The 17,859-nt window shown below is 64.4% G+C and carries 16 protein-coding genes; 9 read left to right on the forward strand and 7 right to left on the reverse strand.

The genetic code is table 11. The features are described from left to right. Window positions 1–23: 23 nt before the first annotated feature. The 3 genes from SNE35_RS23895 to SNE35_RS23905 are packed head-to-tail and all read right to left on the reverse strand — an operon-like array spanning window position 24 to window position 3,673. Window positions 24–1,088: a YihY/virulence factor BrkB family protein gene (locus SNE35_RS23895; RefSeq protein WP_320425532.1), complete on the reverse strand. Its 1,065-nt coding sequence runs from the start codon at window positions 1,086–1,088 to the stop codon at window positions 24–26. Between the two features lie 52 nt (window positions 1,089–1,140). Then, a complete protein-coding gene (locus SNE35_RS23900) occupies window positions 1,141–1,890 on the reverse strand; it encodes a DUF72 domain-containing protein (RefSeq protein ID WP_320425533.1) in 750 nt (249 codons plus the stop codon). A 1-nt stretch (window position 1,891) separates the two neighbouring features. Beyond that, window positions 1,892–3,673, reverse strand: coding sequence for a RecQ family ATP-dependent DNA helicase (locus SNE35_RS23905; protein ID WP_320425534.1), 1,782 nt, complete (start codon window positions 3,671–3,673; stop codon window positions 1,892–1,894). Between SNE35_RS23905 and SNE35_RS23910 the strand changes: the two genes are divergently transcribed. Together SNE35_RS23910 and SNE35_RS23915 are read left to right on the forward strand one after the other, a co-directional pair. Then, a complete protein-coding gene (locus tag SNE35_RS23910; protein WP_320425535.1) occupies window positions 3,668–4,393 on the forward strand; it encodes a hemerythrin domain-containing protein in 726 nt (241 codons plus the stop codon). The two genes, SNE35_RS23905 and SNE35_RS23910, sit on opposite strands and share 6 nt — an antisense overlap. 2 nt (window positions 4,394–4,395) lie before the next feature. Then, entirely contained in the window at window positions 4,396–4,956 is a 561-nt protein-coding gene (locus SNE35_RS23915) for a low affinity iron permease family protein (protein WP_320425536.1), read from the forward strand. A 220-nt stretch (window positions 4,957–5,176) separates the two neighbouring features. Here SNE35_RS23915 and SNE35_RS23920 read toward each other — a convergent pair whose 3' ends face one another. After that, complete coding sequence (locus SNE35_RS23920) at window positions 5,177–6,061, reverse strand: SDR family oxidoreductase (protein ID WP_320425750.1); 885 nt, start codon at window positions 6,059–6,061, stop codon at window positions 5,177–5,179. 576 nt (window positions 6,062–6,637) lie between these two features. Here SNE35_RS23920 and SNE35_RS23925 point away from each other — a divergent pair. From SNE35_RS23925 to SNE35_RS23940, 4 genes are all read left to right on the forward strand, one after another. Then, window positions 6,638–8,647 (forward strand): PAS domain-containing hybrid sensor histidine kinase/response regulator, encoded by a 2,010-nt coding sequence (locus SNE35_RS23925; RefSeq protein WP_320425537.1) that lies wholly within the window; start codon window positions 6,638–6,640, stop codon window positions 8,645–8,647. A gap of 269 nt (window positions 8,648–8,916) precedes the next feature. Then, a complete protein-coding gene (locus SNE35_RS23930) occupies window positions 8,917–9,099 on the forward strand; it encodes a DUF6496 domain-containing protein (protein ID WP_320425538.1) in 183 nt (60 codons plus the stop codon). A 38-nt stretch (window positions 9,100–9,137) separates the two neighbouring features. Next, a complete protein-coding gene (locus SNE35_RS23935) occupies window positions 9,138–9,734 on the forward strand; it encodes a cysteine hydrolase family protein (RefSeq protein ID WP_320425539.1) in 597 nt (198 codons plus the stop codon). Beyond that, window positions 9,731–10,249 carry a DUF421 domain-containing protein gene (locus SNE35_RS23940; protein ID WP_320425540.1) on the forward strand — a complete coding sequence of 173 codons (519 nt, stop codon included), beginning with the start codon at window positions 9,731–9,733 and terminating at the stop codon, window positions 10,247–10,249. The genes SNE35_RS23935 and SNE35_RS23940 overlap by 4 nt, the downstream gene beginning before the upstream one ends. A gap of 147 nt (window positions 10,250–10,396) precedes the next feature. On the opposite strand, the gene SNE35_RS23945 is transcribed toward SNE35_RS23940, so the two are convergent. The 3 genes from SNE35_RS23945 to SNE35_RS23955 form a co-directional block, all read right to left on the reverse strand. Further along, on the reverse strand, window positions 10,397–10,528 hold the full coding sequence (locus tag SNE35_RS23945) for a hypothetical protein (RefSeq protein ID WP_320425541.1): 132 nt from the start codon (window positions 10,526–10,528) through the stop codon (window positions 10,397–10,399). Window positions 10,529–10,557: 29 nt separating this feature from the next. Continuing rightward, window positions 10,558–12,597 carry a sensor domain-containing diguanylate cyclase gene (locus SNE35_RS23950; RefSeq protein WP_320425542.1) on the reverse strand — a complete coding sequence of 680 codons (2,040 nt, stop codon included), beginning with the start codon at window positions 12,595–12,597 and terminating at the stop codon, window positions 10,558–10,560. Window positions 12,598–13,122: 525 nt separating this feature from the next. Next, entirely contained in the window at window positions 13,123–13,944 is an 822-nt protein-coding gene (locus SNE35_RS23955) for a c-type cytochrome (protein WP_320425751.1), read from the reverse strand. A 47-nt stretch (window positions 13,945–13,991) separates the two neighbouring features. On the opposite strand from SNE35_RS23955, the gene SNE35_RS23960 reads away from it, so the two are divergent. Genes SNE35_RS23960 through SNE35_RS23970 form a run of 3 tightly spaced genes read left to right on the forward strand, consistent with a single transcriptional unit; the run spans window position 13,992 to window position 17,835 of the window. After that, the gene (locus tag SNE35_RS23960) at window positions 13,992–14,429 is read left to right on the forward strand and encodes a c-type cytochrome (RefSeq protein WP_320425543.1); all 438 of its coding nucleotides are present in this window, start codon (window positions 13,992–13,994) and stop codon (window positions 14,427–14,429) included. 11 nt (window positions 14,430–14,440) lie between these two features. Beyond that, entirely contained in the window at window positions 14,441–15,358 is a 918-nt protein-coding gene (coxB, locus tag SNE35_RS23965) for a cytochrome c oxidase subunit II (protein ID WP_320425544.1), read from the forward strand. Then, window positions 15,355–17,835, forward strand: a complete 2,481-nt coding sequence (locus tag SNE35_RS23970) for a cbb3-type cytochrome c oxidase subunit I (protein WP_320425545.1) — start codon at window positions 15,355–15,357, stop codon at window positions 17,833–17,835. The genes coxB and SNE35_RS23970 overlap by 4 nt, the downstream gene beginning before the upstream one ends. Window positions 17,836–17,859: the final 24 nt, after the last annotated feature.

A 17,859-nucleotide genomic window follows, 5' to 3' on the forward strand; every position in this document is an offset into this window, starting at 1 on the left:
CGAATCGCACGAGCCCGCAGCCGCTAGTGGCCGGGCCTCGGCCGATCCGGATCCGGTGTCTTTGCGATCACGCCGGCTACGACCGCCAGCGCGATGAGGCCCAGCGCGGTCTTCCACCATGCACGGTGAGGCGAAGCCTGGGCCGGCGTCGAAGTTCTCTCGCCGCTGGCGTCGGGGCCGGCACGGCCAATCGGCTCGTCTCGCTGTGGCGCGGCCACCGGCGGTGCCGGTTCTGGCGCCACGCGGCACGATCCCAGCGAGTGCGCATACGCCCATGTGAACTCCGCACCCAGCAGGAATATCTGCGCAGAGTAGTACACCCACAGCAGCAGCACGGCGAGCGAGCCGGCGGCGCCGAAAGTCGATGTCACGCCACTTGTACCGATATACAGGCCGATCAGGAACTTGCCTGCATTGAACAGCAGCGCCGTCACTGCCGCGCCAAACCAGACATCGTGCCAGGCGATTCGCACGCGCGGCATGATTTTGTAGATCAGCGCGAACATCACCGCGACCAGCGCATAACTGACGACAAAGTTCAGCACCGACGCCAGCACATGCCACGCGGCCAGCCGTTCGTCTGTCCAAGCGCTGAAGGCTGCGAGCGCGGCGCTCAGCACCAGCGACGTCATCAGCAGGAAACCGATGCCGAGGATCATTCCGAACGACAGCAGCCGTGATCTCACGAGGTGCCAAATGCCGCTCGTCTTGTCACGGGCGGGCGCGCGCCAAATACGGTCCAGGGAATCCTGCAGTTCGCCGAAAACCGAGGTGGCGCCGACCAGCAGCGCGCCCGTGCCGATCACCGTGGCTGCCAAGCTCTTTGCGGGCTGCGAGGCGCTTTCCAGGAGGCTCTGTACTGCCATCGCGCCGGCATCGCCCATCAGCCCGCGCAGTTGCGACAGCACTTCAGCGCTGGCGGCGTCCCTTCCGAATACGAGTCCTGCCACCGAGATCGCGATCAGCAGCAGCGGCGCGATCGAGAACATCGTGTAGTACGCGATGGCGGCGCCCATGCTCGGCGCATAGTCGTCCACCCAGGCTGAGACGGCCTGGCGGACCAATGGCCAAATGTTCGAGAGCTTCATGCCCGGCGCCTTCGTCTGCGTGTAGATTGGCTCGGATGCCGGCATTGGTGGCTCAGGCAGACGCCCGGAAGGCCAGGGCATTGCCGAGTGCCCGTCCGCCCGCGGTATTGTCGAAGATGCACCATACTTCCTTCGCCCTGGACCACTGCTGGCGGATCTCGTGTGCACGCTCCGCGAGCCAGGCCGGCTCATAGGCCGACCAATACATCCGCGGCGAGCCGTGCCATCGGTAATAGATCTGCGCGCCGTCTCCATCGCCGTGATCACCAAGCCAGCCGCCAGGTCGTACCGCCGCCTCGCAGCGCGCCGGATCGGCCCCGGCCCGGGAGACCCGAAGTGCAGCCAGCGCTCGTTCGGCCGCCGGCTCGAACCAGCTCGCATGCCGCGGCTCGACGACTACGCGCCCACGCGCAACGCCCTCCTCTTCCATCAAGCCGAAGAAACTGCGCACGGGCCGTGCCTCGTAGGCCAGTGACGGCGGCAACTGCACCAGCAGCACGCCGAGACGCTGGCCCAAACCCTCGACCTCGGCCAGAAAGCGCCGCAGCGGCTGCCTGGCGCGACGCAATCGGCCATCGTGGGTGATGCTGCGCGGCAGCTTGACGGCGAAGCGGAAGCTCTGCGGCGTCATCGCAGCCCAGCGTTCGTAGACCTCGCGGCGATGGTTGCGGTAGAACGAGGTATCGATCTCAACGCCGTGGAGCACACGTGCAAAGCGTTCCAGATGCTGGCCCTCACCCGGGAACGCTGCCGCCTCGCTGCGTGGTATCGACCAGCCGGCCGTGCCGATGCGCAGCTGCATCTCAGGCGCTCGCCGCGATTTCTGCCCCGGCCGTGCGCCGGGGGACGCGGGCCCGCTTGACGAAGTCTGGCCGGAAGCTGCGCCGTTCGCTGGCTTCGCCGAAGGCTACCGTCACCGCCTCGTTGCTTGCATCAACAACGGTGCCCGCGCCATAACGCCGAACACGCACGTAGTCCCCGGGCGAGAAGGATTCGCGTTGGCTCGACGCGGCATCGCCATCCAGCTTCGGCAGGATCTGCTCGGTCTGCCGTTCCAGCTCGACTTCGTGTCGGGCCATGCGCCGGCAGTTGTCGCACTGCAGACAGCGGCCATCCGCGAACGGCAGCGGCTCCTGGAAGCCCTCCAGCAACGCCCGCCAGCGACAGGCGCCTGTCTGAGCATAGGCAACCATCTGTTCGAGCCGGGCCCGGTCCTGCTCGCTTCGCTCGACATACCCAGCCAGCATTGCGTCCAGTTGCACCATGCCTGCGGTAACTGCGCCAACAGAGATCCGGCCTTCCCGGTCGATGTCGATGAGACGTTCGCCACGCATCAGGTTCAGGAGGACGCGCAACTTGGCCGCGGGTCGCTGCAGGCGCTCCTTCAGTCGCGCGAGCGTCCAGCCGCTTGCGTCGGCAGCATTGCCCGAAGCGAGCAGACCGACCAGCGCACGGCCATCGTCCGCCGTCGGATAGCGACCGTTCAGGAAGAACTGCTGCACGGCGCGGTCGCCGGCGAGGAACAACAGCTCGCAGCGCGCCGGGAGCCCATCGCGGCCCGCCCGTCCTGCCTCCTGGTAATAGGCATCCAGCCCCGGAGGCAGCTGATAGTGCAGGACGAGGCGGATGTCAGGCTTGTCGATGCCCAGACCGAAGGCGTTGGTCGCCACGATCACCCGTGTCTCCCCGTTCATGAAAGCCATCTGGCTGGCCCGACGCCGTGGCGCGCTGAGCTTGCCGTGGTACAGGTCCGCGTCAGTGCCTGCTTCCAGCAAGGCAGAGTGGACAGCCTCGGCCGCCTTCACGGTCGTGGCATAGACGATGACTGCCCCTTGCTCCTCGGCGACGATCTCCACCGTTCGGCGACGCTTTGCCGCCTCGTCGGCCATCGTCTCGACGCCGAACCGCAGGTTGGGCCGGTAGCTGCTTGCCGCCAGCACTCCGGCCGCGGGAATGCGAAGCTGTGTGGCGATGTCCTCGATCACTTCGTCAGCGGCCGTCGCGGTCAGCGCGAGCACGGGCGGTGAATCTAGTTCCAGCAGTGCGGTGCCGATCTCGGCAAAGGCGGGTCGGAAGTCATGGCCCCAGCGCGAAATGCAATGCGCCTCGTCGACCACCAGCAGCGCGAGTTGCTGCTGCTTGAGCATCGCCTGGAAGGCCGGATCGGCAAAACGTTCAGGCGTGGTGAAGAGCACGCGCACCTGCCTCAGGTCCAGTGCCAGCAGGCTCTCACGCTGTGTCTCGGCATCGAGCGCGCTGTTGAGCTGCACGGTTGCAACGCCGAGCTGCTGCAGCCTGTCGTATTGGTCCTGCATCAAGGCGATCAGCGGCGAGATGACGACCGTCAAGCCCGGTAGCAAGGTCGCGGGCAACTGATAGCAGAGCGACTTGCCGGCACCGGTGGGCATCACCGCCAGCGTGTTCAGCCCGCGCAGCACGCGATCAATTGTCTCCTGCTGGCCCGGACGCAGGCGCTGCAGGCCGAACAGCCTGCGGAGCTGGCGGGTCACGCGCTGGCGCAGCCGCGCCGATACGGTCTGCCGGCTTGTCGGGCGGACCTTCGAACGGGATGAGAGGACTTGCATGGCAAGAGACTAAGTCGCCGCGCGGCACTGTGGCGCGCTGAACGTGCAAAAGCGTTGCTGTCCCAGGCCGGGGCCGGGTGTTGTCCGACGCGCGACAAAGGGAGCGATCCAGACCGCGGCAAGGGACTACGCCCGATGGCGCATTTGTCTGACGAAGTCCGCCGGCCCTACGCCGCACAGTCCCGCAGCGCACGGGATTTCACGTCGAACAGTCCCGGCAACTCGATAAGGTACATCATGGCAACTGCAAGCAAGAAGACCTCTCCCCGTACGCCGAAACCCCAGGACGCCATCGCCCTGCTCAAGGCGGATCACAAGAAGGTCAGCGGCCTTTTCGAGGAGTTTCAGAGCTCCCGCTCCGCCGCCAAAAAGAAGAAACTCGTGGACCAGATCTGCATGGAATTGACCGTGCACACAGAGATCGAAGAAGAGATCTTCTACCCTGCCGTGAAAGCGGCCCTGAAGGACAAGGAACTGGTACCCGAGGCCAACGTCGAACACGCATCCATCAAGGACCTGATCGCACAGGTCAAGGGCGTCGAGCCGGACGGCGAGATGTACAACGCGCGGGTCAAGGTGATGTCCGAATTCGTCAAACATCACGTCAAGGAAGAACAGAACGAGATGTTTCCCAAGGCGAAGAAGACCACGCTCGACATGCTGGAACTCGGCGCGCGGATGGCAGCACGCAAGGCGGAGCTGCTCGCGGCAGGTGGTTGATCATGGTGTCCGACACTGCTGCGTTCACGGAAACGACTGCGGCAGAGGATCCCGACGTGTTGGGCTCGATGCCGAGCACCAACACGGCCAGCTATGCGCGCCACTCCTCGGTCCTGACCTTGTTCGATCGCTTCTCGGCCCGGGTCACGCGATGGGCTGGGTCGCCTTTGGCGTTCACCGGCGCGCTCGTTTGCGTGCTGCTGTGGGCTGCCGTCGGCCACATGTTCAAGTACTCGGAGAACTGGCAGTTGGTGATCAACACAGGCACGACCATCGTCACCTTCCTGATGGTGTTCCTGATCCAGCAAGGGCAGAACAAGGACAGCGTCGCACTGCACCTGAAGCTGAATGAACTTCTGGCCGCCAACAAGCAGGCCAGCAACCGGATGATCGGCATCGAGGATCTCGACGAGCAGGACCTGCGCGACGTTGCGGCCTTCTACGTGCGGCTTTCGGAGCGCGCGAAGAAAACGGGCGCCCAGAAGGAATCTCACTCGATCGATGACGAAGGTATGCCCACCGACGCGCACGACGCAACGGTCTCCGTTCCGGCGACTGTCTGACGGGGATCTGAGTCAGTTTGACCCCACACGGCGTGGCTGCCTCCAGCCCGATCCACATCAGGCCTTCGAGACATCGCACCCCTGGAGATTGTTGCGCGTTCAATCAAATCGACGCTCATCACCACGGCTCCCACAAGGCTGTCCAGCGCAGGCGCGATCGGTTCTCTCAGGCGTCCGACCGACCGCGCACTGTGCGGCGCGACTGTGGGCTCGAAATCGTTCATCCCTGTGGTCTGCCGCCCGTACTGCCGTAGATGTCACCGCTGGCGAAACTGGCCGCGCTATCTGCAAGCAGGACGTAGAGCGGGGCAATCTCGGCCGGCTGGCCGGGCCGGCCGGTAGGTGAGTCGGCGCCGAACTTGACCAGCTTCTCGGGCTTCTGACCGCCGCTGGGCTGCAGTGGTGTCCAGAACGGCCCAGGCGCCACCGCGTTCACGCGGATGCCCTTCGGCGTGAGCTGCTTTGCCAGCGATTTCGTCAGTGATGCGATCGCGGCCTTCGTGGCGGCGTAATCGACAAGATCTTCTGCCGGATCGTACGCATTGATCGACGCGGTGTTGATGATCGTCGCGCCTGCGGGCAAATGGGGCAGCGCTGCCTTGGTGATCCAGAACAACGCGTAGACATTGACCTTGAATGTCGAATCAAACTGCTCTGTGCTTATGTCCAGCAGCGATGACTGAGCCGCCTGAAAACCCGCATTGTTGACCAGCAGATCCAAACCTCCTAGCGCCTCGCGCGCATCGTCGACCAGCCTGCGACAGAAGTCTTCTGAACGAAGATCACCCGGCAGAGGGAAAGCCTTGCGTCCCGCCGCTCGAATCAATTGCACGACCTCGCGAGCATCCTCCTCCTCGGCGGGTAGGTAGTTGAAGGCCACGTCAGCCCCCTCTCGCGCAAACGCGATCGCGGCGGCGCGGCCGATGCCCGAATCGCCACCCGTGACCAGCGCCTTGCGTCCAAGGAGGCGGCCCGAGCCCTTGTAGGACTGCTCGCCGTGGTCGGGCCGTGGCTGCATACGGCTCGCCAAACCCGGCCGCTCCTGCTGCTGCGGCGGAAAGGGCGGCTTCGGATGGGCCTCGCGCGGGTCACGTAAGGCCACCATTCCGGGCGCGCCCCCAGCCCGTGCGTCGGAGGTGTCTGCGGCGATCTCGACGGGCGCGGCACCCGCGGAGCCCGCGTGCACCGGTACCTCGCCCTGCTGGCCTGGGATCGAATCGACGTTGCGCTTGGTCACAGCATGCTCCTGATTGTTGAGATGTCGACCTCCACAAGCAAACGGAGTTCCCAGCCTTGGGCATTGCCGAAATGAGGGCATTCCAACCAACGATCTTCATGGAGGCCCTCACCGAATGGGGCGACGCGGTGGCTGATCTGACGTTCGAACTCCTCGACTAGACCCGACGGGCTAGCCGAGTCCTCTCCCCGAGATTGAGCCCCTAAGCCTGGTCAGTTCGGCGGGATGGCCCATGGCCGGCATCCTTCTCACAGCTTCCCGATCCAGATAGGCCCGGTGATCCAGGTGCCTGCAGGGAGACGGAATGGTTCAGGGTGTTGAGTGGGCTGGTAGGACAAGTCCCACATCCAAAAGCGGCGGGCGCGCACCGTCGGCCCCACTCCAGGACTCAGACTGGCGGTGATGACCCGTGGCCGATGCGCCACAACGATTTCCTGCTACCCCATGCCCTCGTCAGATCCGGCTCCTCCGCAAGTTCAAGCCGATAAGCGCTATCGAATGCTGGTGGAAAGCGTGCGCGACTACGCGATCTTCATGCTCGATCCCCAGGGAATCGTGCTGACGTGGAATGCCGGGGCGCAGCGATTCAACGGCTACAGGCCCGAGGAAATCATTGGGCAGCATTTCTCTACCTTCTATCCTCCGGAGGCCCTCGCAAGGGGATTGCCTGCGTACGAGCTGGTGGTCGCGGCCGATAGAGGTTCCTTCGAGGATGAAGGCTGGAGGGTTCGCAAGGATGGCTCCCAGTTCTGGGCCAACGTGATCATCAGTGTCATGCGCGACCCCGACGGCAAGCTGGTCGGATTCTCCAAGGTGACGCGCGACTTGACCGAACGACGTGGCCACGAAGAAGCCTTGCGTCGGAGCGAGGAACGCTTCCGATTGCTGGTCGAAGGAGTGCCCGACTACGCGATTTTCATGCTCGACGCGAACGGAAACGTTGCGACTTGGAACGTCGGCGCCCAGCGGATCAAAGGGTATGCGGCGGAGGAGATCATCGGCCAGCACTTCTCCGTTTTCTATCCGCCCGAGGTGAGAGACAGCGGTTGGCCACGTCACGAACTGCAGGTCGCGGCCGAGACGGGAAGTTTCCGTGATGAGGGCTGGCGGCTGAGAAAGGATGGGTCGGCCCTGTGGGCCCATGTGACCATCACCGCCTTGAAGGACAGTTCGGGTCGCCTCCTCGGCTTCGCGAAACTCACCCGCGACCTCACTGAACGCCGCACCGCCGCCGCCGCGGAGATCGCCAGCCAGCAACGTGAGGAGATCCTGGAGGCGGAGCGCAGTGCGCGGATGTCAGCTCAGCGCGCCACACGCATCAAGGATGAGTTTCTGGCCACTTTGTCCCACGAACTACGTACCCCGCTGAGCGCCATCCTCGGATGGACGCAACTGCTCGCAAGGGCGGGGACCAATGCCAAGCCGTCGGATATCCAGCGCGCTATCGAGGTGATCGACCGCAATGCCCGCGCCCAGGTTCAACTCGTCGATGATTTGCTGGACCTCAGCAGAGTGATGAGTGGCAAGATCCGCCTCGACCTGCAGCAGCTGTCCCTGGTCGACGTGGTCCAGGCCGCGGTCGATTCCGCGGTGCCGTCCGCAGAGACGAAGGGCATCCGTCTTCAGTCGGTGCTCGATCCCACACCCACGGTCGTCACCGCGGACGGCGGCCGGCTCCAGCAGGTTGTCTGGAACTTGCTCACCAATGCGATCAAGTTCACGCCCAAGGGTGGCCAGGTGCAGGTCCTCCTGCAGCGGGTGAACTCGCATATCGAGCTGAGCGTGAGCGATACGGGGATCGGCATCCCTGGTCACTTCCTCCCGCATGTCTTCGACAGATTTTCCCAGCAGGACAGCTCAACCACGAGGTCCTACGGCGGCCTGGGTCTGGGCCTGGCTATCTCCAAGCAGTTGATCGAACTGCACGGGGGGTCCATCCGCGCGGCGAGTCTTGGCGAAGGACAGGGGGCGACCTTCTTCGTTCACCTACCGTTGTCCATCGCGCAGATCGAGGAGGAGCATGCGCGCAGCCATCCGACAGTGCCGAGGGCCGACGACGACACGTCACCACTGCCGACGCTCGAGGGAATTCATATCTTCATCATCGATGACGAAGCTGATGCGCGCGAGCTGTTGCAGATGATGCTTCAAGAGCGCGGTGCCCAGGTGACCAGCTTCAGGTCCGCCGAGCATGCGCTCGACGCCCTCGAGAAAACCAGGCCTTCCGTCATCATCAGTGACATCGGCATGCCCCATATGGACGGATTCCAGTTCATTCGGGCGTTGCGCACTCGCGAGATACGTGAGGGCCGCATTCCGGCGGTCGCACTGACGGCCTTCGCGAGGCCAGAGGATCGCAAGCGCGCGCTGCAGGCTGGCTATCAGGCCCATCTGGCAAAGCCCTATGACATCGCCGAACTGGTCCTTCTGGTCGCCGATTTGATCGCCAGATAGCCGTCGCGAAGCGAGCGTCCAACGGAAGGGCAATGCACCGGTCACGGCCTCGGTCGGAAGCCCTGCAACAGCTTCCTGGTACCGGGGTGGATTGGGCGATGCAGCCCAGATGGACTGCATCGTGCGGCCGTTAATCACAACGTCAGTATGAACACAGGCGTCGCCATGGCGAATCGATCGTCCAAAACAAGAGCCGGTCTGCGCCGGCACCGCTATTGCCATGTGATGTGACGGGCTCGGCATGCGGGCCCTCGCTTGAGGAGTACGACATGGCACGCTATGGAGAGAAGGCATCCGAGAAGGTCCACAAGACCATGCACGAAGCGAAGCACGGCACGCTGAAGAGCGGTTCCGGCAAGAAGGTGACGAGCCGCAAGCAAGCCGTGGCGATCGGCCTGTCGGAGGCCCGCAAGGAAGGCGGCAAGGTGCCGGCGCGCAAGAAGTCGCATTGAACTCTCGTCGCCTAATGGGCAAGCGGGAGAAGCGCAGCATGGCAGCCAACAAGATGCGCGTCGACGAGCTCGCACCGAGTAAAACGGTGCTGCTGCTCGTCGACTTCATCAACCCGCTACGCTTCGATGGTGCAGACTTGCTCGCGCCCAGTGCGCTCATGGCGGCCCGGCAAACGGCTCGATTGCGAAAGCATCTGTCCATCAAGGGCAGTCGGACCATTTTCGCCAACGACAACTACGGCCAGTGGACTTCGGACTTCAAGGAACTCTGGAAGCGTTGCGCCGCACTCCCCGGCGCTGCCGGCCATATCGCGAAGTTGCTGAAGCCGGCGGCCGATGACTTCACCCTGCTCAAGCCTCGCCACTCGGCCTTCTATGCCACGCCGTTGGATATCCTGCTGAAGCAGTTGCGCTGCAAGAGGCTGGTGATCGCCGGCATAGCGTGCGACAGCTGCGTGCTCTTCAGCGCCATGGATGCATATCTGCGGGACTACTCACTGTGGGTACCGCCAGATTGCACGGCATCGGAAACCGAGGACAGCTGCGACCGCGCCGTTGAACAGATGCGCCGCGTTCTGAAGGCGCATGTCGGCCGCGCCTTCCCGGTCGATCCACCCAGCGGATCTCGGCCATGAGCGCCGACTGGCTGATCGGGATCCACGTTCCGCCGCTGGAGCTAGTCCTGCGAGGAAGTCTGATGTATTGGTTCCTGCTGCTGGTTTTCCGCTTTGTGCTGCGCCGAGACGCGGGATCGCTGGGCGTGGCGGACCTGCTGTTCGTCGTGATCATCGCTGACGCAGCGCAGAACAGCATGTCCGGCAGCTACGACACCGTGGCCGAGGGCCTGATACTGGTCGGCACACTGATCTTCTGGAACTATGCTCTCGACTGGGCCAGCTATCACTGGCCGCTTGCACACAAGCTGACGGAACCACCGCCGCTGCCGCTCATCAAGGCAGGTCGCATCATCGTCAGGAATCTGCGCAAGGAGTTCCTGACCCGAGAGGATCTCGAAGCGCAATTGCGCCAGGCGGGCATCGACGATGTCCTCCAGGTTCGCGCCGCCTTCCTCGAAGGCGACGGGAAGCTGTCCGTGATGAGATACGACACGGCTGCAGCCACCAAACCGGACGACGCTCGATCGCATTAGTCGCCATTCCATCACTTCACGCGAGTCGGGTTCTCGAACGGAGCCGACATTAGGCATTTAGATTGCTACACCGGTGCTCCGCCACGCCCACGTCGGGCCGGACCGGGCAGACCGAACCGATTCATCGGATGTTCTCTAAAAAGCACATCACCGCGTGAGCCCCACCATGAACGGTCCCTGCTCGAGCAGTAGTCCGTTGCGTCCGCGGCCCGCGGCGGTGATAAACGCGGCGTTCGCGCAATTCTGCTGGAGGCGCACCAGCGTCGTGAACGCCATCATTTCACGATGGCACAATTTTCCGACCGAGCTCAGGTCGGAACCAGGGATCTTGCTACACCTCGTCCGGCGGCCTTCGCGGCATAGCAGGCGCGGTCGGCAGCGTTGGTCCACGCTGCTGCATCAGCCATCGTCACGGTCAATGCTGCCACCCCGGCGCTGGCACCGATCTTGAGAGATCGAGACTCCCACGGAACGTCGAGGCCGGAGATCTGGGCGCAGATCTTGTCGGCGATCTTGAGAGCCACATCGACGTCGCAGCGCTCGAGGAGGAGAGCGAACTCGTCGCCTCCGAGGCGCGCCGCAAGATCGCCCGGACGGATCACGCTCGCGAGCAACCGAGCGACGGCCACGAGCACGGCGTCCCCAGCCGCATGGCCCTCGCGGTCATTGATCGGCTTGAACCGGTCGAGATCCAGATACACGATGGCTGCGGGAAGCGACCTGGGCAGGGTCTCGACGAGCCGCGTCACGCGGTGTTCAAACGTCTTCCTGTTGGCGAGGCTGGTGAGGCCATCGTGGGATGCTGCCCACTGGAGTTCCCGCTGCGCATCTCGTTGGGACGTAATGTCGCTGAGCGTCCAGATGGATCCCAGCGACAGGTCTAAGGCGTCCAGGGGATTGCATTTGAGCTGGCCCCAGAACTGCGTGCCATCCGCGCGACGCATCAACCATTCACCGCTGCGCCCGCCGATCGCCACGGATCCGTTCGACTGACGCTTCGGAGGAGATCCTCCATCGAATATCCGGTCGATCGACCCGCCGAGAAGCGTCGATTTGTCATGCCCGAGTACAGCGCAGAAGCCTTTGCTCACCAGTTCGAACTTGTCGTCCAAGACAAAAGCTATACCGATGGGCGCCGAATCTACAGCGGAGCTGAGCATCTTAAGCAGATGCGCCTTCTCGGCCTCGAGGCGCCGCTGCTCGATCGCGCCCTCCCTCAGCGCTGCAGAAAGTTCTCCCAGCTCTCCGGGGCAGTCCGGCCACCCGGCTCCGGGCGCAACCTCCCTGTCCGCCATGCGCGTGACGCGCCGCCGCAGTGCAGTCAATGGACTCAACAGCCACGACAGCAGCGCCAGGAGCATGGCGGACAGGATTGAAACGAGTGCCAGCGCCCAAGCGACTGCGTAGTGTTTTGCATCACGCAGAGGTCGCAGAAGGTCCGATTCCGACGTCGCGCGCCATACCAGCCAATCGGCGCCCGGCACGCCGGCGGCTGTCACGATCTCTCCCGGTTGCGGCAGTTCGAGCCCGGAGGGCTCGAGAGAGCTTCCGTGGGCGAGCCATTGCTTGAATGCCTCGCTCAGTCTCGGCTCCTGCGCAACATTCTTCAGGACTTCCAGCCGGCCCGATGGTGCGAGTACCTTCCCACTTGAATCCGTGACCAGCACGAGGGTGTCGGCGTCGGCATCGCTCTTCTCCGTGACATCGTCCAGCAGCTCTCGACTTGAAAGCTTCAGGTTGCCGCACAGGATTGACATGATTTTCCCGTCGTCGTCGAACATCGGCACCGTGAGAATGATGATCCATTCGCCTGACACAAGACTACGTACCGGCTCCGAAATGATCGGACGTTCCTCGATCAGCGTCCGCTGGATATAGCTTCGCTTCGACAGGTCGACCGCGACGGGTCGCAGACTGGCCTCGTCGATGAGCCAACGCATTTCGCCCAAGGGAGAGACCACGAATAGGCCGGAGAACAGACTGCGGAGGACCTGCTTGCTCTCCAGATAGCGGCTGTACTCCTCGTCGGTCCTGAGTCCCCTCAGCTCCAGCTGGTGCGCAGCGGTCTGAATCGCTCGCTGCAGATTCACCAAGCGGTGCGACAGGATGTCAGCGGTCCGCACCGTCTCGGCCAGCTCGCGTTGCCTTTGATTGCCCAGAAGATCCCGCTCAGCCCTGGAGGTGACCAGCGCGGTGATCGCGACGATCCCGAAAGACAGGGCAGCAATACCTGCCATGGTCACTCGAAACTTGACTGACCTCACCTGGCGTTCCAGCCAGATGCGCCATTGCCTCGGTTCCGGCGTCTCGGACACCGCATCAAATTCAGAGGGAACAGAGAGAGACATCCTGACTACTGCCTGTCGGCCTGAGGCCGTGACGTGATCGCTGGAACCAGGCGCATCTGCTTGCGGCGCCTGCTTTCCTGCTGGGGCGGCCGGGGATCCTCGACGAACATGCCGCCTTCGATCGCACCGCCGACATCGATTGAAGAAACAAATGCAATAGGCGTCGCCTCAGGCACAAGTTTCCAGCTCTCACCGTTCAATTCGGCAGCGGCGTCCCGTCTCGCTCGCCGACACGGATCGGCAAGCCTGGGATCGCACGGTGCCTCTACACATCGGCAGCGCCTCCCTGGGTACGCTGCGCTCCATATTCTGATAACCCGCACTCACATTATTGGGGGGCGCCTGCAGGCCCACAATGCAAGCATTGCACGTTAAGCAGTGTTTCGCGTGTCCGACACCGCGTCCCCACGCTTGCGCTTGAACCGTCCCTGGCAACCACAGCCCATCTGTGAACGAATTCACAGACGCACGACAGGACAGTCTTGCGGCCCTCATCGGCAGAACCGCCGTTCCGGCGACGAGCGGCTAAGGTTGCCCGCGCCCCTGGTGCAGATACTGCGCCATCTCCCTGGCACTCCGCTCGCTCACACCCAGGTTCGGCATCGCGGTGTTGGGATCGATGGCTTGCGGATCGCGTATCCACCGCTCCAAGTTGACAGCGGTATTGGTCAGACGGCCCGCGATCAACTGTCGCCGGGCAAAGCCATCGAGGGATGGCCCAACACCGCTGTCCGGACCGGTGACGCCCGGGATCGCATGGCAGGCGGTGCATCCATGCTGGCGCAGCGCCAGCTCGCCGCGTGCGCGCACTCCCTGCGCCTTGTCGCTTCCGGCCGGCTCGACCGGTCCGCAGGCCGTAACAGCCTGCCCTGTCAGTTCGCGGTAGCCGGGCACCGACAGGCGAGGCAAGCGCTCTGAGACAAATGCCGTCACCGCAAGCAGCTGTTCCTCGCTGAGCCGGTATTCCCAGGCTGGCATGCCACTCATCTTGATGCCATGCCGCGTGACCCACATCAGTTCACCGGGACTCAGGCTGCGCGCGCTGTCCGTGAGCGAGCGGGGTACCGGCTGCAGGCCCAGTGCGAAGCTCGCGGGCGGCACGCCGGGCCCACCATGACAGGCCACGCAGTGAGCGCGAAAGCAGCTGGCGCCAATCTCCTGGAGTTGTGGATCGCGCAAAGCGGCCTCCGGAACCGCGGTGGCATCGCCACGTTGCTGCACCGAGCGATGCATCGCCACTTCCAGAAGCTCATAGACCGGACGCCAGTGCGGCTTGGTGGCAGATACGTCATAGGCCCCGGACATCACGAAGGCCCAACCGCCCAGGGCACCCAACACTCCCAGCACCGACAAGACCAGGATGAGCAGTAGGAGGAGCGGTCTTCCCATTCCCAATGGCCGGCAAGCGTCATGCCCTCTCGGCACGGCGCTTGCCTTGCCGCCGCATGACTGCCCTTCGCCCGACCACCCTGCCCGTCCTGACCGGTCTTCTGCTGCTGCTGGCGGCGTGCGCGCCCCAGCAGGGTCGGTCTGACCTGACGACAGTCGCTGGCTCGGACCCGGAACGCGGCCGCCGTTTGATGGCCCGGTACCAGTGCGGTAGTTGCCACCGGGCCGGCGAGGTCTTCGCGGCGGGCGGCCAGCTCGGTCCTTCGTTGGACCGCTACGGTCAGCGCAGCTACATCGCCGGCGAATTGCCCAACACCCCTGAGATGTTGCAGCGCTGGCTGCTCGACCCACCAGGCCTCCTGCCAGGCACCGCGATGCCTAGCTTGGGGATCACCGATGACGACGCCCGCGACATGGCTGGCTATCTCCTCTCTCTGCGCTGAGCTGCCCGGCCATGTCATCCGCCAGCATGGAGGCGCAGCAAATTGCCGAGCTCGGACGCGTGCTGTTCATTGGCAGTGCATTGCTTTTCGCACTGGCGATGCTTCTGCTGGCCTTGGCTGTGCGGCGCCCAGACCGCAAGACGGCCGTGCCGCCGGCGATCTGGATCTTCGGACTGGGCATGGCGCTGCCGGCACTGGTGCTGGCAGCCTTGATGATGTTTGCCGCCCAACGCTCGCGCGTGCTGGCCGCACCGCCACCCGCCGATGCATTGCTGGTGGGAGTGATGGGCAGGCTCTGGTGGTGGGACCTGCGGTACGAGTCTCCAGCCGGCGCGGTCCGCGGCGCCAATGAACTGAGGCTGCCGGCCGGTCGTGCGGTGCGCCTGACGCTGGCGTCGGAGGACGTCATCCATAGCTTCTGGGTCCCGCAGTTGGGCGGCAAGATGGACCTGGTACCCGGCCGCATCAATCACCTGACGATCACGGCATCGACACCAGGCGTCTACGCGGGTGCATGCGCCGAGTTCTGCGGCCAGCAGCACGCGCGTATGGCCTTGAAGGTGGTCGTGATGCCGGCCGCGGAATTCGACCGCTGGCTGGCGGCGCAGGCAATGCCTGCGGCCCTTCCAGTGGGCGACGCAGAGCGGCGAGGCCGGCAGGCATTCCGCGAGCAGGGCTGCGCCGCTTGCCATTCGGTGCGCGAGACCTTGTCGGGCACGCCGCAAGGTCCTGCCCTGGGTCCGGATCTCACGCACTTGGCCAGCCGCCTGCACCTCGGCGCCGGGTTGCTTGCCAACGAGCGCAGCGCGCTGCGCCGCTGGATTGGCGACGTGCAGGTCCTGAAGCCAGGCGCGCGCATGCCCTCCTACGCCCACCTTGACGCGTCGACCTTGGACGCGCTGTCCGCCTATCTCGCCGAGCTGCGATGACGACACCCACACCGAACCCTCTACCTCGTCCACCCGGCGAGGAAGATGCGCTTATCCGCGCCTGGGCGGCGCCACGGGGCTGGCGTGCCGTCGGCGGCGTCAACAACGTCTTCATCGGCAAGCTCTACATGGGCACGGCGCTGCTCTTCCTGCTGTTGGCTGGTGTGCTCGGGCTGCTGATCCGCGCGCAGCTCGCTGCACCTGGCATGACACTGCTGGACTCGGAGACCTACAACCAGGTCTTCACGATGCACGGCACGGTGATGATGTTCCTGTTCGCCGTGCCCATGGTCGAGGCCGTGTCCGTCTACCTGCTGCCGAACATGCTCGGCGCCCGCGACCTGCCATTCCCGCGTCTGTCTGCCTATGCCTTCTGGGCCTATGCGGCCGGCGGCCTGGCCTTCTTCTGCACACTGTTCTTCGGCCTCGCCCCTGACGGCGGATGGTTCCTGTATCCGCCGCTGTCGGGCCGCGTGTACTCGCCCGGGCTCAATGCCGACTTCTGGCTGCTGGGCATCGGCTTCATCGAGATCTCAGCCATCGCGGGCGCCGTGGAGCTGATCATCGGCATCCTGATGACTCGTGCGCCCGGCATGAGTCTGGCTCGGATGCCCGTCTATGCCTGGTCGATGCTTATCGTCGGGCTGATGATCGTGTTTGCCTTTCCGGCCGTGATCGCGGGCACTGGGCTGCTGGAACTGGAGCGCGCTTTCGACTGGCCAATCTTCGACCCCACGCGCGGCGGCGATCCGCTGCTGTGGCAACACCTGTTCTGGTTCTTCGGCCATCCCGAGGTCTACGTGATCTTCTTGCCAGCGGCCGGACTGGTGTCGATGATGGTGCCGACGCTGGCGCGCATACCGCTGATCGGACGACGTGCCATCGTCGCCTCGCTGTCGGCGGTGGCGCTGCTGAGCTTCGCGCTATGGGCCCATCACATGTTCACCGCTGGTCTCGGCTCGCTCGAGATGAGTCTGGTGTCGGCGGCCAGCCTCGCTGTTGCGTTGCCAGGCTGCGTGCAAGTGTTTTGCTGGATCGGCACGCTGTGGCGTGGCACCGCGTCGACACGCGGAACGACGACGATGCTGTTCCTGCTTGGCTTCCTGTGCAGCTTCATCATCGGCGGGCTCACCGGCATCATGCTGGCCGTGCTCCCCTTCGACTGGCAGGCACATGACAGTCATTTCGTGGTTGCCCACCTTCACTATGTGTTGATCGGCGGCGTGCTGTTTCCTATTTTTGCGGCCATCTACCACTGGCTGCCGCTGCTCAACGGTCACCGTCTCGATGAGCGCTGCGGTCGCTGGGTGTTCGGCCTGGTCTTCGCGGGCTTCAACCTGGCCTTCCTGCCGATGCACTGGACCGGCCTGCGCGGCATGCCGAGGCGTGTCTACACCTATGAAGCTGGCATCGGACTGGAGGTTCCGAACCTGCTGTCATCGGTCGGAGCCGCGGTCCTCGCTGGCGGCGTACTATTGCTGGCCTTCGATGTGCTGCGGACGCTGCGCCGACCTACACAGGCCCACTGCGATCCCTGGAGTGCGCCAACGCTGGAATGGGTGCCCGCCCAACTTCACGGCACTCGCAGCATCCCGCAGGTCTCCTCGCCAGATCCGCTGTGGCACCAGCCGGGCCTCGCACGCGAAATCGAGGCAGGCGAACACTGGCTACCCGGCACGATCACCGGCGGGCGAGAGACGCTGATCACCAGCCCGCGCAAGGCCCGGCCGCTGCACCTGCTGGTATTGCCGGGCGACAGCCTGCTCCCACTTGTCGCCGGCCTGGGCACGGCCGGCTTCTTCCTGCTGCTGACGATCAAGTGGTCGATCACCGCTTGGGCTTGCGGGCTGGCGGCCGTGGGCGCGATCCTGGTCTGGCTCTGGCAGACCGACCGCTCGCCGCCCAGACCCGACGCGACGGTCGCCGACGGTGTCGTCCTGCCGATCGGTGCAAGTCGCTGGTGGACCTCGCATTCGTGGCAGGGCACGTTGATCCTTATCGTCGTCGATCTGAGCATCCTCGCCTCACTGGCCTTCGCCCACATCCATCTGTCGATGCGCCTGGATGTCTGCCCGCCTGCCGGGGCGGCACTGCCGGCACCCACCGCCATGTTCATCGCTGCGGCGGCATTGCTGACCAGCACCGCGCTGCTGTGGTGGCCGCGCGCCCCCTGCGCGTCGTGTTCGCTGACGGCGGGGGCAGTCGCGCTTGCATCATTCGCCACCCTGATGAACGCCCACGTCGACGCTGGCCTGATGCCGGAAGCGCAGGCCTGGAGTGCGTCGCTCGCCGCACTGCTCGCCTATCAGGGACTCCATGCGCTGCTGCAGGTGGTGATGTCGATCTATCTGGCGATGCGGACGATGGCCGGGCTCGTCACGTCGCGTCAGCGCGCAACACTCGACAACATCCGGCTGCTCTGGCTCGGGTGTTGTGCTCAGGGCGTGGCGGTCATCGCCCTGCCCTACGCCCTGTGAGCCGGCACGATGCTTGCCGACTGG

The sequence above is a fragment of the Roseateles agri genome (assembly GCF_034043675.1).
In the GTDB taxonomy this organism is placed as follows: Bacteria; Pseudomonadota; Gammaproteobacteria; order Burkholderiales; family Burkholderiaceae_C; genus KK5.

What these genes read in the sequence shown, in the direction of transcription:
- SNE35_RS23950 (WP_320425542.1), bottom strand. Translation starts at nt 12,597, where the DNA reads ATGTCTCTCTCTGTTCCCTCTGAATTTGATGCGGTGTCCGAGACGCCG.
- SNE35_RS23905 (WP_320425534.1), bottom strand. Translation starts at nt 3,673, where the DNA reads ATGCAAGTCCTCTCATCCCGTTCGAAGGTCCGCCCGACAAGCCGGCAG.
- SNE35_RS23970 (WP_320425545.1), top strand. Translation starts at nt 15,355, where the DNA reads ATGACGACACCCACACCGAACCCTCTACCTCGTCCACCCGGCGAGGAA.
- SNE35_RS23960 (WP_320425543.1), top strand. Translation starts at nt 13,992, where the DNA reads ATGGCCGGCAAGCGTCATGCCCTCTCGGCACGGCGCTTGCCTTGCCGC.
- SNE35_RS23895 (WP_320425532.1), bottom strand. Translation starts at nt 1,088, where the DNA reads ATGAAGCTCTCGAACATTTGGCCATTGGTCCGCCAGGCCGTCTCAGCC.
- SNE35_RS23930 (WP_320425538.1), top strand. Translation starts at nt 8,917, where the DNA reads ATGGCACGCTATGGAGAGAAGGCATCCGAGAAGGTCCACAAGACCATG.
- SNE35_RS23940 (WP_320425540.1), top strand. Translation starts at nt 9,731, where the DNA reads ATGAGCGCCGACTGGCTGATCGGGATCCACGTTCCGCCGCTGGAGCTA.
- SNE35_RS23945 (WP_320425541.1), bottom strand. Translation starts at nt 10,528, where the DNA reads ATGATGGCGTTCACGACGCTGGTGCGCCTCCAGCAGAATTGCGCGAAC.
- SNE35_RS23925 (WP_320425537.1), top strand. Translation starts at nt 6,638, where the DNA reads ATGCCCTCGTCAGATCCGGCTCCTCCGCAAGTTCAAGCCGATAAGCGC.
- SNE35_RS23915 (WP_320425536.1), top strand. Translation starts at nt 4,396, where the DNA reads ATGGTGTCCGACACTGCTGCGTTCACGGAAACGACTGCGGCAGAGGAT.
- coxB (WP_320425544.1), top strand. Translation starts at nt 14,441, where the DNA reads ATGTCATCCGCCAGCATGGAGGCGCAGCAAATTGCCGAGCTCGGACGC.
- SNE35_RS23920 (WP_320425750.1), bottom strand. Translation starts at nt 6,061, where the DNA reads ATGGTGGCCTTACGTGACCCGCGCGAGGCCCATCCGAAGCCGCCCTTT.
- SNE35_RS23935 (WP_320425539.1), top strand. Translation starts at nt 9,138, where the DNA reads ATGGCAGCCAACAAGATGCGCGTCGACGAGCTCGCACCGAGTAAAACG.
- SNE35_RS23900 (WP_320425533.1), bottom strand. Translation starts at nt 1,890, where the DNA reads ATGCAGCTGCGCATCGGCACGGCCGGCTGGTCGATACCACGCAGCGAG.